At 55.9% G+C, this 14,792-nt stretch carries 11 protein-coding genes; 7 read left to right on the top strand and 4 right to left on the bottom strand.

Annotation, left to right across the window (positions count from 1 at the left end; genetic code table 11):
- The first annotated feature begins 86 nt into the window (after positions 1-86).
- The 7 genes from rsgA to K0J45_RS02790 all read left to right on the top strand — a co-directional run bounded on the left by rsgA (position 87) and on the right by K0J45_RS02790 (position 8,649).
- Entirely contained in the window at positions 87-1,142 is a 1,056-nt protein-coding gene (gene rsgA / locus K0J45_RS02820) for a small ribosomal subunit biogenesis GTPase RsgA (RefSeq protein WP_220044164.1), read from the top strand.
- A gap of 43 nt (positions 1,143-1,185) precedes the next feature.
- The gene (gene asd / locus K0J45_RS02815) at positions 1,186-2,046 is read left to right on the top strand and encodes an archaetidylserine decarboxylase (protein ID WP_011864363.1); all 861 of its coding nucleotides are present in this window, start codon (positions 1,186-1,188) and stop codon (positions 2,044-2,046) included.
- Between the two features lie 8 nt (positions 2,047-2,054).
- Positions 2,055-2,945 (top strand): DMT family transporter, encoded by an 891-nt coding sequence (locus K0J45_RS02810; RefSeq protein ID WP_220044163.1) that lies wholly within the window; start codon positions 2,055-2,057, stop codon positions 2,943-2,945.
- A gap of 124 nt (positions 2,946-3,069) precedes the next feature.
- A complete protein-coding gene (locus K0J45_RS02805) occupies positions 3,070-6,252 on the top strand; it encodes a mechanosensitive ion channel domain-containing protein (RefSeq protein WP_220044162.1) in 3,183 nt (1,060 codons plus the stop codon).
- A complete protein-coding gene (locus K0J45_RS02800; protein WP_220044161.1) occupies positions 6,252-6,959 on the top strand; it encodes a glycerophosphodiester phosphodiesterase in 708 nt (235 codons plus the stop codon). The genes K0J45_RS02805 and K0J45_RS02800 overlap by 1 nt, the downstream gene beginning before the upstream one ends.
- Before the next feature lie 231 nt (positions 6,960-7,190).
- Entirely contained in the window at positions 7,191-8,117 is a 927-nt protein-coding gene (locus K0J45_RS02795) for a D-2-hydroxyacid dehydrogenase (protein WP_220044160.1), read from the top strand.
- Between the two features lie 340 nt (positions 8,118-8,457).
- On the top strand, positions 8,458-8,649 hold the full coding sequence (locus K0J45_RS02790; protein WP_144199766.1) for a bacterioferritin-associated ferredoxin: 192 nt from the start codon (positions 8,458-8,460) through the stop codon (positions 8,647-8,649).
- 77 nt (positions 8,650-8,726) lie between these two features.
- On the opposite strand, the gene parC is transcribed toward K0J45_RS02790, so the two are convergent.
- From parC to K0J45_RS02770, 4 genes are all read right to left on the bottom strand, one after another.
- A complete protein-coding gene (gene parC / locus K0J45_RS02785) occupies positions 8,727-10,994 on the bottom strand; it encodes a DNA topoisomerase IV subunit A (protein ID WP_220044158.1) in 2,268 nt (755 codons plus the stop codon).
- On the bottom strand, positions 10,991-12,118 hold the full coding sequence (locus K0J45_RS02780) for a PQQ-dependent sugar dehydrogenase (protein WP_258406754.1): 1,128 nt from the start codon (positions 12,116-12,118) through the stop codon (positions 10,991-10,993). The genes parC and K0J45_RS02780 overlap by 4 nt, the downstream gene beginning before the upstream one ends.
- A gap of 86 nt (positions 12,119-12,204) precedes the next feature.
- Positions 12,205-14,091, bottom strand: coding sequence for a DNA topoisomerase IV subunit B (gene parE / locus K0J45_RS02775; RefSeq protein ID WP_011864355.1), 1,887 nt, complete (start codon positions 14,089-14,091; stop codon positions 12,205-12,207).
- 48 nt (positions 14,092-14,139) lie between these two features.
- Positions 14,140-14,718, bottom strand: a complete 579-nt coding sequence (locus K0J45_RS02770) for a YqiA/YcfP family alpha/beta fold hydrolase (RefSeq protein WP_220044156.1) — start codon at positions 14,716-14,718, stop codon at positions 14,140-14,142.
- Positions 14,719-14,792 lie beyond the last annotated feature (74 nt).

The raw sequence follows: 14,792 nt of genomic DNA, 5'->3' as shown, positions 1-14,792 counted from the left end.
AAATTCAGGCTTTTTTATTTAAGACCGTGTATCATACTGCTTTTTTAGAAGACACAAAATAACCTTATTTTGACGATGACGACACTGTGAGTAAAAAGAAACCCCTAAGCCAAGGCCAACGCCGCCGCATGCGCGCCAATCATGAGAAACGGCTGCAGCGCAAAGACGCAAAAGAAACAACCATTGAGTTACAGGATAGCTCACTGGGGCCAGAACAGCTGGGCACCGTCATCTCTCGCTTCGGCCAACACGCTGATATCGAAACGGAAAACGGTGAACTGGTTCGCTGTAACATTCGCCGAAATATTCAAAGCCTTGTCACCGGCGATAAGGTGATCATGCGCCAAGCCAGTGAAACCACTGCCACCATAGCCGGCGTGGTCGAGGCCGTTCACCCGAGACACTCCTCACTGTCACGGCCGGATCTCTACGACGGCATCAAGATCATCGCCGCCAATATCGATCAGATACTTATCGTCTCTTCCGTGGTGCCTAGCTTTACTACCCAGATCATCGACCGCTATCTGGTGGCCGCCGAAGACACAGGCATAGCCCCGGTCATCATACTCAACAAGATAGATCTACTCAGCGACGAAGAGTCTCCTGCCGTCGAGGCCGCGCTGGAGCGCTACCAGGCCATCGGCTATCAGGTATATCGCGTCAGCAGCAAGTCTGGCGAAGGGGTCGAGGCGATCAAGACCCTATTAAAAGACAAGGTCAGCGTGTTTGTCGGTCAGTCAGGTGTGGGTAAGTCATCGCTGATCAACGCCCTGCTGCCGGAAGCCGAGCTGATCACTGGCGACGTGTCCGAGACCTCGGGCCTGGGCCAGCACACCACCACCACGGCCAAGTTGCTGCATTTCCCAAGCGGCGGCGATCTGGTGGACTCTCCCGGTGTGCGTGAATTCGCCCTATGGCACCTGCCAGCCGAGCGTGTCGGCTGGTGCTTCGTCGAATTCAGGGATTACCTGGGCACCTGCAAGTTTAGAGACTGCAAACACAAGAATGATCCTGGCTGCGCCATCACCCAGGCCTTCGAGGAAGGCAAGATCGCCCATGACAGGTACCAGAACTACCACAGAATTATCGACAGCCTGGACGAGCAGCGCCACGCCCGTCATTTCAAAAACGATAACGACTAACTAAATTAAGAACAGCCAAACTGGATTTGAAGGAAAACAGACAGTGGACAAATTGAAGATTGCCTTGCAATACATAATGCCGAAACACCTGCTCTCGCGACTCGTGGGTAAACTGGCAGCCGCCGAACTCGGCGCAGTAACGACAAGCGTAATTAAGTGGTTTATCAAGCAGTATAAGATAGACATGAGCGAGGCCGCACAGAGTGCACCCGAAGCCTACGCCAGCTTCAACCAGTTCTTCACCCGCGCGCTGAAACCTGGCATCCGCCCCCTGTGTGACGATGACGACTATATCGTTCATCCGGTAGATGGCGCCGTCAGCCAATGCGGGCCGATCAAAGAAGGCCGTATCTTTCAAGCCAAGGGACATGAATATTCGTCACTTGCCCTTTTAGGCGATCAAGCCGATGATGCCAAGCGCTTCGAAGGCGGCGACTTCGCCACCATCTATCTGGCACCTAAGGATTACCATAGAATTCACATGCCGATTAAGGGCACCCTGTCTAAGATGACCTATGTGCCTGGCGAGCTGTTTTCGGTTAACCCGCTGACGGCCGAGAATGTGCCAGGCCTGTTTGCCCGTAACGAGCGCGTGGTGGCCATTTTCGAAACCGAAATCGGCCCCATGGCCATGGTCTTGGTTGGCGCCACCATCGTAGCCAGCATAGAAACCGTCTGGGCCGGTACCGTCACGCCGCCGACAGGCAAGAAAGTCTTCACCTGGGACTACCCAACCGAGGGCCCAGAGGCGATCACTCTGGACAAGGGCGAGGAGATGGGACGCTTCAAACTGGGCAGCACTGTAGTCATGCTATTTGCCAAAGACGCACTGGAACACTTTGCCGATGGCGTCGAGCCTAAGGCCGTTACCCGCATGGGTCAGGCCTTCGCCAAAATCGATTAGAGGATATCTTGAACACAAGTAGCAGCGAACGCTCTGGCTTAATCGAACTGCATCTGGCCGTCCTCCTGTTTGGTGGTACGGCCCTTTTCTCCAAGCTGATTCCCCTCAATGCCCTGGATATCACGGCACTTCGCTGCTGCATCGCCGCCCTTGCCCTCGCTCTGTTGGTCAAGGTCAGCGGCAAGCACCTCAGGCTCAATCGCGGTAAAGACTACGGCATCGCCCTGGGGCTCGGCGTTATCGTCAGCCTGCACTGGGTCACCTACTTTGCCGCCATGCAACTCTCATCGGTAGCCATCGGCATGATCGCCTTCTTTACCTATCCCGTGATGACGGTTCTGGTGGAGCCTTTCTTTACCGGCAAACGCCTGGAGCTGGCCGATATCATCAGCGGCATCTGTGTCCTGCTCGGCGTCAGCCTGCTGATCCCAGAAGCCAACCTGGGTAACGATGTCACCCTGGGGATCATCATAGGCGTTCTGTCGGCTGCCCTGTTCACCGCCAGAAACCTGCTGCACAAGCGCTACTTCGCCAGCTACAGCGGCGCCCAAGCCATGTACTACCAGACAGGGGTCAGCGCCCTGTTCCTGCTGCCCTGGCTCAAGGTCGACCCAAGCGCCATCCAAGCCAACGTCTGGTGGTTGGTGATCCTCTTAGGTATCGTCTTTACCGCCGCACCCCACGCCCTGTTTACCTCGGCGCTGCGCCAGCTGAGCGCTAAGACGGTCAGCCTGGTCTCCTGCCTGCAACCCCTTTATGGTGCCCTGTTGGCCCTGTTGATCCTGGGTGAGGGACTCGCCATGAAGACGCTGATTGGCGGCGCCTTGGTGGTCTCCACCGCGGTCTATGAGACCCAGAAGAGCCACAGGGCTAACCGCGCCCAAAAGGCCAAATCCTAAGGCATTTTCGTCGCTGGCAAAGGAAACGCCACACGTGTCAAATTAACCGATTCATAGATACCATTTTTGAACTAACTTGGTAATATATAAGCGTCCATTGATGCTGGTGTGAACAAAGCGGCTTATGTCTCGTATATTACTGATTATTCTCTGTCTAATCTCATTCTCAGGCGCCGCAAATTCGCCCCTGAATCTCAATAAACGCCTGGGATTAGGACAGGAGCCTCAGGTCGCCAGCAAGAGCACCGCCGAGCAGTTGAGTCTGCTGGAGGAGCAGCTCACCGAGCAACAGGCCCTGCAGTCCAGCTTCGACGCCATCATTCACCAGTATCAGAGCCAGAAACAGGCCCTGACACAACAGCTTAAAGAAGCCGCCACGCCGCTGGAATACAACCCCAATCAAGATCTTAGCCAGCAGGCGTCACTCTCCTACCTGAGACTGTCTGAACTCAAAGAGACAGAGGCTAACCTAGCCACTCAGGTCAACGAGTTGATCAAACGCCAGCAACAGCTACCTAGCCTGATCAGCCAGGCCAACCTGACCCTGGCCAAGCACAAACAGGCGACCAGCGACGACAATCAGCCCCTGAGCGAGATGCAACGCCGGGTCTATGTTCAGAGCCTGTCGACCCTGGAGTCTGAGCTGGCCAGCAGCCAGAAACAGATCGCCCTCACCCAGCAGCAGTTGGCGCTGGTGCGCAGCCAACTGGTGCAGCAAGAAGCCCTTATCGAACGCCTCAACGGCGCCATCGCCGAGCAGCGTCACAAGGCGACGGCGGCCACCATCGCCGCCAGTCAGATAGAAACCTCCATCACAGACGACGCCATCGCCATCAAGCTGAACGCGCAGAACCAAGCCTACGGCGAGCAACTGAAACAGCTGACCCATGAGGTCACCAATGTGATGACACTACAGGAGCAGGCCGAGACCCAATACCAGTTCCAGGCCAAGCAGATCACCAACATTCAGCAGCAGATCGCCCTGGTGAAGCTTAACTCGGCCTTCGGCGAGCGCTTCCTGCGTATCCTCTACTCACTGCCCAAGCCGCCGAGCCAGGACAAGATCAGTAATGAGATCGCCAATGCCCGTCTGGCCCGCTACCAGATAGAGCAAGACCAGACACTGCATCCACTGCTCGGCGCCGTCGAGCAGCTCACGCCGCTGCAGAGCAAGCTGGTCGGAGCCCAGAAAGAGCTGCAGCGTCAGCTGCTGGAAAACTATGATCTCTACCTTGGTGAGCTCGCCGAATTAAGGGTGCTGTATGAGCAGCTGGGCCAGCAGTATCAGACCCTTAAGACCACGCTCAACGAGCACCTGTTTTGGGTAGCCAACGCCAACAGCATAGACGGCTACTGGCTGGGCGACCTGTATCAGAGTACCCAATGGCTGCTGACCCAGGCGCCTTGGCATCAGGTACAGGACTCACTAAGCGAACAGAGCACCCTCTGGTCCTGGTGGGTGATCTTGATGGTGCTCTGTCTGGTGATGCAGGACCTGGTCACGCCTAAATTTACTCAGCTGATGGCCAAGAACGTCACCTATGTAGGTAACGTCACGCAAGATAAGTTTATCTATAGTTTCAATACCTTGATTGGCTCGCTGCTCTATAGCTGCATCAAGCCACTGCCGCTGATCAGCGGCGGTCTGATCTTCTACTTCAGCAACCATAACCTGGTCTCCTCGGTGGGCATGGGCATACTGGCCATAGGCATGCTGTACCAGCTCTATCGCCTCACCTATCTGCTGGCGCTGGATAAGGGCCTGTTGATCGGCCACTTCAAGGGCGACAAGGCGATCATACGCGCCGGTCAGCAACGCCTACGCGCCCTGACCGTACTGGCGATGCCGATTGTCGGCGTGATCGGCTTCACCGAGGTGCTAGAGACTTCGCTGGTGCGCAATAGCCTGGGACGAGGCGCCTTCATCCTGCTGGCCCTCATGCTGTTCTGGTTCTACCGCGACATGCTGAGCCTGTCGAAGCAGGAACATCACTACCACCAGGACGATAAGAATAAGCGGCTGCTGCAGAAGCTGCTCTGGTCGATACTCATACTGCTGCCGCCGGCCTGCGCCGTGCTGGCCTTCAGGGGCTACTACTTCACCGCCTATCAGATGCTATTGCAGCTACAGCTGTCGTTGATCTTATCCCTAAGCTTCATGCTGCTGTACCAGTTGATTAAACGTTGGATGCTGATCGAGCGCCGCCGTATCGCCTTCAACCGCGCCAAGGCCAAACGCGCCGAGATCTTGGCCCAGCGGGAGAAAGAAGATGACCCCAACAGTAACGAGCCGCCGGACACCTATGAAGAGCCTGTGGTGGATCTCGAGACCATCTCCAGCCAGTCACTTGGGCTGGTGCGTTCACTTCTAACGCTGGCCTTCCTGATAAGCCTGATAGGCCTCTGGACTCAGACCCATAGCGCCATCTTCTCGTTTTTGGACGGCATTACTCTGTGGACCAGCTCGAGCACGGTCGACGGTATCGCCCAGCAGATCCCTATCACCCTCAAGTCCCTGCTACTGGGACTTATCATCGTCGGCTTCTCGCTGATGATAGCCACCAACCTGCCGGGCCTGCTGGAGCTGATGATTCTGCAACGATTGGATCTCACCCAGGGCACGGGCTTCGCCATCACCACTGTGAGTCGCTATCTGGTGGTCTTCTTCGGTATGCTCAGCGGCTTTTCGACCCTGGGGATGGAGTGGTCTAAGCTGCAATGGCTGGTCGCGGCGCTCTCGGTGGGCTTGGGTTTTGGTCTGCAGGAGATCTTCGCCAACTTCATCTCGGGACTGATCATCTTGTTCGAGAAACCGGTGCGCATCGGTGATACCGTCACCATACGCGAGCTAACGGGTACAGTAAGTAAGATCCAGATCCGCGCCACCACGATTGTCGATTGGGACAGAAAAGAGATAATCGTCCCCAACAAGGCCTTCATCACCGAGCAGCTGATCAACTGGTCGCTGTCAGACCCTATCACTAGGGTGATCGTCTATGTCTCGGTCGCCAGGGACTCGGATCCCGCACGGGTCGAGGCGGCGCTCTATCAGGCGGTTAAGGAGTGTGACGATGCCCTGACCACGCCGGAGCCCGAGGTCTGGTTTGCCGGATTTGGTCAGCATACCCAGGATTATGAGATCCGCGCCTATGCCAAGGATATGAACACTCGCTGGCCGCTACGACACAAGCTGCACAAGCAGGTCAGCAAGAAACTGAGAGAGAATCATCTGGAGCTCGCCTATCCGCAGCTCGAGGTGCATATTAGTGGTCAAAGTAAAGAGACTCAGGGGATAATTAGAAGCTAATGCGTGTCTATGCTCACCGTGGCGCCAGCGGCTATGGCGCCGAAAATACCCTGGCCGCCATCAAGAAATCCATCGCCTTGGGCTGTAACGCCGTGGAGATCGACGTCCACAGCGTCGAAGGCGAACTCTATGTGTTTCACGACAGGCGTCTCGACGGCAAAAGCTCGGGTACAGGCCTTATCGAGGCGGTGACGAAGGAGTATCTGGCCGGCGTTACCGTTGATGGCGAGCCCATCCCTAAACTCTGGGAGCTGCTGGAGTACCTACAACCCTTCGATGCCCTGATCAACATAGAGCTCAAAGGGCTCAACTCCCTCGGCCCCTTCATGGCCCTTTATCCTGAGATCCTGGAGAAGCTCAACTACCGCGCCGATCAGCTACTGATCTCATCTTTCCATCACGGCTTTCTGTTCACCCTGAGACAGGCCTTTCCCGATGCTGTGCTGGCGCCACTCATCGAGGGGGTACCAGAAGACCTGGCCGCCATAGTCACTCGACTAGAGGCCTTCTCATTGCACCTGAGCGTCAACTTCGTCACCCGGGAGTTAGTGGATGATGCCCACGCCCGCGGTGCCAAGGTGTTTGTCTATACCGTGGATAATCGCGACGACATCCACTATCTGTCGCAGATGGGCGTCGATGGCATCTTCAGTAATTTCCCCGATGTCAGCGCCGACTGCGTCCATCAACTGCTGCTGACCCGCTAGGGTCAGCGAGTGCCTACTCACCCTGAACTGCTCAACAAATAGGCAAAGCTCACCCTATCGGTGGACACCTCTCCCATTTTTTGTAACTGTAGCACTAGCCCCCCACTTAAGTACTAAGCCAGGCGGGAGCATCTATAATGACAAGGTGCGAATGAAATAAATTCTCCACCAAAATAAACCAGCCATTTTCTGGGTCTCATACAAAAATAATAACAGCCAAAAGGACTCGCTATGGAACACAAGCTACTGCTGCTGACCAGCGATAACGATAGATACCGCAGCCTGCTCGGCTCCTGTCACCTGCCGCACCTGACGCTGCTAGGCGACGATCCCCAGAGTATTCTCGATGCCGATATCTGGCTCGCCGAACCGCCATTGGCCGCCCCCTTGGTGGGCCATGCCAAACAGATCAAGTGGATGCAATCCACCTATGCCGGCGTCGATCTCCTGGTCAAACCCAGGCTACGCCGCGACTACCAACTCACCAATGTGCGGGGGATCTTCGGCCCCCTGATGAGCGAGTACCTGTTTGGCTACCTGCTGGCCCACCAGCGTCAGCACAAGCAATATCAGTCCCAGCAGGCGGAGAAGATCTGGCGCCCGGGCAACTTTCGCACCCTGCAGGGGCAGGAGCTGCTGCTGTTAGGCACAGGCAATATCGCTAAACACCTGGCACAGACCGCCAAACATTTCGGCATGCGGGTGACCGGCATCAACCGCGGCGCTAAGCCAACCATAGGCTTCGACAGCGTCGACACCCTGGCCAATCTGGCCCACCACATAGGTAAGGCAGACGCCATCGCCGCCATCCTACCCAGCACAACTCAGACCCAGGGGGCGCTCAACCAGGAGCTACTGGCCATGATGAAGCCGGAGGCGATCCTCTTCAATCTGGGTCGCGGCGACGTGTTGGATCTCGACGCCCTCTACGCCCAGCTGCTGACTCATCCCCAGCAGAACGCTATCCTGGATGTCTTCAATCAGGAGCCCCTGCCCCAGGAGCATCCCATCTGGTCGCTGGAGAATGTGATCATCACTCCCCATATCGCCGCCCCGAGTTTCCCTGAGCAAGTAGTGGAGATCTTCGCCAATAACTATCACAAGTTCATCAAGGGAGAGCCCTTGAGCCATAAGGTCAACTTCGAGCGCGGCTATTAAGCTTAAATCCTCCCTGGCGCTATCGGCCAAAGATAGCGCCTCATCTAAGCAGTAAATGCCTCCCCAACCCATCATAAGCCAGCAAATAAACCATCTTAACTTGGGGTAAGTGCATCTTTCATGCGCGCTTGCGCTCATTACCGCCCTAGCCTACAACCAGACAAAACGAAGTAAAATACGCGCCAGCAATAGGCTGGAGGCCCCGTATTCAGTGGGCTAGCTCACAATTTTTAATTCCCCGCTTAGGCGCCATAATGCACAGTCTATAACCAGGAGTTATTAGCAGTGAGAATCGTTTTCATTTATAATTGCATGCATCTGAAGTAGGGGAGTCACCTGTATGTATGTTTGCCTTTGCCACGCCATTACCGACAAGCAAATAAAAGAAGCTGTCGATCAAGGAGATATGTCTCTTGCCGACGTTAAGCGTCGTCTGGGTGTTGGCAATCAATGTGGTAAATGTAGCAAGATGGCCACCGAGATCATCCAGGCCCGCCTCGATGTGATCCCCAACTTCTACGAAGTGGCTTAAGGCCTACTTACATCAGACATAAAAAAAGCTGCCTAGGGCAGCTTTTTTTGTATCCGGATTTTATGTCTGACAGTCGGCTAGAGACTGGTCTCGTCCTCGCCAAGCTCCACCTTGTCCACACGTTGCAGACCGCGAGGCAGCTTGGCGCCACGGCGACCTCGTTCGCCACGGTAGTGCTCGAGATCGCTCGGCTTGAGGGTAAGCTTGCGCTTACCCGCCCACAGGGTAACCGCCGTATCCTGCGGCACCACATGCAGATGCACTAGCAGCTCTTCGCGGCTCTTAGCCCTGTCGCTGGCGATGCCGATGATCTTGTTGCCCTTGCCCTTAGCCAGTTGCGGCAAAGCATCGACGGAGAAGAGCAGCATGCGACCCTCGTTGGTGATCGCTAAGATAGACTCGCTACGACTCTTGTCCACGCGTTTCGGCGGCAGCACCTGAGCATTGGCCGGCAGGCTGAGTAGCGCCTTACCCGCCTTATTGCGTGACACCATATCCTTGTAATCGCCGATAAAGCCATAGCCTGCATCTGAGGCCAGCAGGAAGCATTGTCCATCCTCCCCGAGCAGCGCATGGGCCATAGACTCGCCCGGTGACAGCTGGAAGCGGGTAGTCACAGGCTCACCCTGACTCCTGGCCGATGGCAGGGTATGGGTATCGGTGGCAAACGCGCGCCCCGTCGAGCCGATAAAGACGGTGGCATGATTACTCCTGCCAGACGCGGCGCAGAGGAAGCCGTCACCCGCCTTGTAAGAGAGCGCCGTAGGGTCGATATCATGGCCCTTGGCGCAGCGCACCCAGCCCTTCTCCGACAGCACTACGGTTACCGCCTCGGCTGGCACCAGCTCCTGCTCCGACAGGGCACGGGATTCGCTGCGCTCGACCAGCGGAGAGCGACGCTCATCGCCATAGGTCTCGGCGTCTTGCTTAAGTTCTTTCTTGATCAGCGTCTTCATGCGGCGATCTGAGCTGAGCAGCTGCTCAAGCTTCTCACGCTCGGCCTCGAGTTCGCTCTGTTCTGTCTTGATCTTAAACTCTTCCAGCTTCGCCAAATGACGCAGTTTAAGATCTAAGATGGCGTTAGCCTGATCGTCGGTCAGGTTAAAGCGCGCCATCAGCTCGGCCTTAGGATCATCGTGGTAACGAATGATCTCGATCACCTCATCGATGTTGAGGAAGGCGATCATCAAGGCTTCCAGAATATGCAGCCTTGCCAAAACCTTGTCTAATCTGTGCTCTAAGCGACGTCTGACCGTGGTCAATCTGAACTCCAGCCACTCGGTCAGCAGCTGTTTCAGTCCCTTCACCTGAGGACGGCCATTGAGTCCAAGTACATTGAGGTTGACGCGGAAGTTCTTCTCGAGATCTGTGGTGGCAAACAGGTGCGCCATCAGCTGATCGCAATCGACACGATTTGATCGAGGCACGATAACGATACGCACCGGGCTCTCGTGATCTGACTCGTCGCGCAGGTCGGCCACCATGGGCAGCTTCTTAGCCTGCATCTGGGCAGCGATCTGCTCTAAAATCTTACCGCCACTGGCCTGATGAGGCAGCGCGGTGATCACTATCTCGCCGGACTCCACCGTATAGACGGCGCGGGCCTTGATGGAGCCACGACCCGTCTCGTAGATCTTGGCGATCTCGGTTCTTGGGCTGATGATCTCCGCCTCGGTAGGATAGTCAGGGCCAGGTACCAGCTCCATCAGACGTTCCAGATCCGCCTTGGGGTTGTCAATCAGCTCCACACAGGCATCCACCAGCTCGCGAGCATTGTGGGGCGGCACATCGGTCGCCATCCCCACCGCGATCCCTGTGATGCCGTTGAGCAGGATATGTGGCAGACGGGCGGGCAGCACCATGGGCTCTTTGAGCGTGCCGTCGAAGTTGACGCCCCAATCTACCGTGCCCTGACCCAGCTCGGTCAGCAGCACCTCGGAGAACTTAGACAGGCGCGCCTCGGTATAACGCATGGCAGCGAATGACTTAGGATCGTCCGGCGCGCCCCAGTTACCCTGACCGTCCACCAGCGGATAACGGTAGGAGAAAGGCTGCGCCATCAGCACCATGGCCTCGTAACAGGCACTGTCGCCGTGGGGATGATACTTACCCAGTACGTCGCCCACGGTTCTCGCCGACTTCTTGTGCTTTGACTGTGCCGACAGGCCAAGTTCGCTCATGGCGTAGACGATGCGACGCTGCACCGGCTTTAAGCCGTCGCCGATATGCGGCAAGGCGCGATCCATGATGACGTACATGGAATAGTTCAGATACGCCTCTTCGGTGAAACGTCTCAAGGGCATCTGTTCGACGCCATCGAGGCTTAAATCTATCGCATCACTCATTGATTAGGATCCTGTTGTTCACTCGCTTCACTCGATTCAATCTCTTCGCTCGCGTTCTCTTTATAAAACAGACGATACACATTGCCTTTCAGATCGTCTGAGATATACATGGCTCCATCGGGCGCCATGATTAAGTCATAGGGCCGGGCGACGGGGAACTCTCCATCGAGGAAGCTCACCACCGTCTGGCGCTTGCTGATATTGTCATCTTCCAGGGTCAACATGGTGACCTGATAACCGATCTTACTGGAGCGGTTCCAGGAACCATTCTCGGCCACGAATAGTTGGTCACGATACTTCTCGGGGAACTGCTCGCCACGGTAGAACTCGAGCCCCATGGGCGCCACGTGGGCCGGCAACTCGAAGACGGGGGTGGTGACCTTGAGCCCCTTAGGCTTCTCGTAGGCGGGTTCCAGCACGCTGCTGGCGTGAATATAGGGAAAGCCGTAGTGGGCACCGACGATATCGACACGGTTGATCTCATCCGGTGGCAACCTGTCGCCCATCCAGTCACGGCCCAAATCGGCAAACCACAGCTTGCTGTCTTTAGGGTCCCAGTCGAAGCCGGTGACGTTGCGTATGCCGGTGGCGATCTGCTCACTGCTACCGCTGTCGAGGTCGATGGCGATTATGCTGCCAAAGGGTGCATGGGCCTCACACACGTTACAGGGGGCGCCGATGGCAACATAGAGACGACCATCGGGGCCGAAACGCATGGCACGGCGGCTCTTGTTGGTCTTACCCGGCAGACGGTCGTAAACCTCTTTGCCGCGGCCGGGACGCTTCAGGCGATTCTCGATATCCACGAAGCGTAGGATGCGCTCCTCTTCGGCGACATAGAGATCCCCCTTATGAAAGGCGATCGCCTCTGGGTACTCCAGCCCCTTGGCAACTACGTAGCGCTTGTCTACACGACCGTCGGCGTTGCTGTCTACCAGGGCCTGTATGGTGCCGGACTTATAAGAACCCACAAACAGGGTGCCTTCGTCACCCAGTGCCATCTGTTTGGCATCACCGAGATCTGAGGCATATAAGGAGAGTCCAAATCCCTTGGTGACTGTGATCATGATGGGCTGCTCGGCGCGCGCCGTCAGGGACACGCCCGATGCCATCATGGCAAACATCGCACACAGAAAATAACAACTAACTCTTTTATTATGCATTATATTAAGCTTGTCTAACGATTTGTCTTTTTATTTTAATGACATAGCTATAGCTGGGCTAAGTCGCCTTTGGTTTCAAGCCAGGTCTTACGATCGCCAGAACGCTTCTTGGCCAGCAACATATCCATGATGGCCAGGGTATCCTCAGCATCATCTATGGTTAACTGTACCAGTCTTCGGGTGTTGGGATCCATGGTGGTCTCCCTCAGCTGCAATGGATTCATCTCACCCAATCCCTTGAATCGGGTCACCTGCACCTTACCCTTCTTCTTCTCGGCGCTGATACGATCTAAGATCCCCTGCTTCTCGGCTTCATCCAGCGCATAGTATACCTCTTTACCCACATCGACCCTAAACAGCGGCGGCATGGCCACATAGATGTGCCCCTTCTCCACCAGCACCTTGTAGTGCTTCATGAACAGGGCGCACAGTAGGGTCGCGATATGCAGACCGTCCGAGTCCGCATCCGCCAGGATACAGATCTTACCGTATCTGAGCTCTGAGATATCGTTGCTGTCCGGGTCACAACCGATGGCCACTGAGATGTCGTGCACCTCCTGAGAGGCCAGCACCTGTGAGGCCTCCACCTCCCAGGTATTGAGGATCTTACCCCGCAGCGGCATGATCGCCTGGAACTCACGATCCCTCGCCTGCTTGGCACTACCGCCCGCCGAGTCACCCTCCACCAGGAAGAGCTCGCCGCGCATAGGGTCCTGGCCGCTACAATCAGTCAGCTTACCCGGCAGCGCAGGGCCCGAAGTCACCTTCTTACGCGCCACCTTCTTGGCCGCCTTCAGACGTTTCTGGGCGTTGCTGATACACATCTCGGCCAGGGCCTCGGCCTGATCCGTATGGGTATTGAGCCAGAGACTGAAGGCGTCTCTGACGATACCCGAGACGAAGGCCGCACTCTGGCGGCTGGAGAGTTTCTCTTTGGTCTGTCCCGCAAACTGAGGATCTTGCATCTTGATCGACAGAATGAAGCTGCTGCGATCCCAGATATCCTCGGGGGAGAGCTTGATCCCTCTGGGGATCAAGTTACGAAACTCACAGAATTCGCGCATCGCCTCCAGCAGACCCTGACGGAAACCGTTAACATGGGTGCCACCCAGCGGCGTGGGGATCAAGTTAACGTAGCTCTCGTTGAGGGAGTCGCCCCCCTCAGGTAACCAGGTGATGGCCCAGTCGACCGCCTCGGTATTGCCAGCCATGCTGCCGATAAAAGGCTCTTCAGGCAGAGTCAATGCACCTTGCGTCGACGACTTGAGGTAGTCGGTCAGGCCGCTCTCGTAGCACCACTCTTCGACATCGCCGGTCTGCTTGTTGGTAAACTTGATACGCAGCCCCGGGCAGAGTACCGCCTTGGCCCTTAGCAAATAGATAAGCTTGGGAATCGAGAAGTTAACCGAGTCGAAATAGCTGGCGGTTGGCCAGAAATGGACGCGGGTGCCCGTGTTGCGTCGACCACAGGTTCCCGTTACGGTCAGCTCTTCCACCTTGTCGCCATGCTCAAAGGCCATCTCATAGACCTGACCGCTGCGCCTCACCGTGATCTCGACACGATTCGACAGCGCGTTTACGACCGAGATACCTACGCCGTGCAGACCACCTGAAAACTGATAGTTGTTATTGGAGAACTTACCACCTGCGTGCAGTTTGGTGAGGATCAGCTCGACCCCGGGGATCCCCTCTTCGGGATGGATATCCACCGGCATGCCGCGGCCATCATCGATCACCTCAAGCGAATTGTCCTTGTGCAGTATCACGTCGATTCTGGTCGCGTGTCCCGCGAGGGCCTCATCGACGCTGTTATCGATCACCTCTTGGCCCAAATGGTTTGGACGTGTGGTGTCGGTATACATACCTGGGCGACGTTTTACCGGGTCGAGTCCATTGAGGACTTCAATTGCATCTGAAGTGTATTGGTTAGTCATAGCGCACACAATATATTGTTATTCAGGCCATGTTGCGGCCCTACATGTCTATTTGTCAAGAAACAGGAAATCACAGATCCCCGGCATCTGCTGCTGGTAGCCGACGAAGCTGTGATCGCCACCCGCCTCGATGAGCATCTGACAACATTGGTATTTATTCACGGCTTGCCGATAATCAAGCACCTCATCCCCAGACTGCAGCAGCACCAAGAAACGATCTGGATGTGAGATGGCCGGCGTATCGTACTTAGCCACCTCTAGCTTGTGCTCGGGTAGAATCTGATAATCTTCTTCTGTGTAGGGATTGTACTGGGGACCGAGGAACTCATCAAACAGCTCGAAAGGTTTCACCGCCGGGTTCACCAGCACGGCCCGCCCGCCATAACGCTCCGCCAGATAGCTGGCAAAATAGCCACCGAGGGATGAACCTATGAAACTCAGGCTTTCCCCCCTCTCCAGCGCCTGCTCGACCAAATCTGTCAGCAACGTCATGGCCGCCTTGGGCGTGGCTGGGAGTTGGGGTTGAACGAAATTGATATCGGGAAAATGCTTGGCAATATACTGGGCAGTGACCACACCTTTGTCTGAGTGCGGTGAACTATTAAATCCATGAATATAGAGCAGCATATTTCCTCGGCAGCGAATGATAAAACGGCAATGTGTTCCCTACACGACGGCTTAGCGGGCAGATTGGCTCTGCG

Source organism: Shewanella alkalitolerans, from assembly GCF_019457575.1.
GTDB classification, from domain to species: domain Bacteria; phylum Pseudomonadota; class Gammaproteobacteria; order Enterobacterales; family Shewanellaceae; genus Shewanella; species Shewanella loihica.
The sequence above is the reverse complement of the archived record's forward strand: the minus strand, read 5'-3'. Positions and strand labels throughout refer to the sequence as shown.

Coding starts and splice junctions, on each gene's coding strand:
- parC (WP_220044158.1), bottom strand. CDS start 10,994: ATGAGTGATGCGATAGATTTAAGCCTCGATGGCGTCGAACAGATGCCC.
- K0J45_RS02780 (WP_258406754.1), bottom strand. CDS start 12,118: ATGTTTGCCATGATGGCATCGGGCGTGTCCCTGACGGCGCGCGCCGAG.
- parE (WP_011864355.1), bottom strand. CDS start 14,091: ATGACTAACCAATACACTTCAGATGCAATTGAAGTCCTCAATGGACTC.
- K0J45_RS02805 (WP_220044162.1), top strand. CDS start 3,070: ATGTCTCGTATATTACTGATTATTCTCTGTCTAATCTCATTCTCAGGC.
- K0J45_RS02795 (WP_220044160.1), top strand. CDS start 7,191: ATGGAACACAAGCTACTGCTGCTGACCAGCGATAACGATAGATACCGC.
- K0J45_RS02770 (WP_220044156.1), bottom strand. CDS start 14,718: ATGCTGCTCTATATTCATGGATTTAATAGTTCACCGCACTCAGACAAA.
- K0J45_RS02800 (WP_220044161.1), top strand. CDS start 6,252: ATGCGTGTCTATGCTCACCGTGGCGCCAGCGGCTATGGCGCCGAAAAT.
- K0J45_RS02790 (WP_144199766.1), top strand. CDS start 8,458: ATGTATGTTTGCCTTTGCCACGCCATTACCGACAAGCAAATAAAAGAA.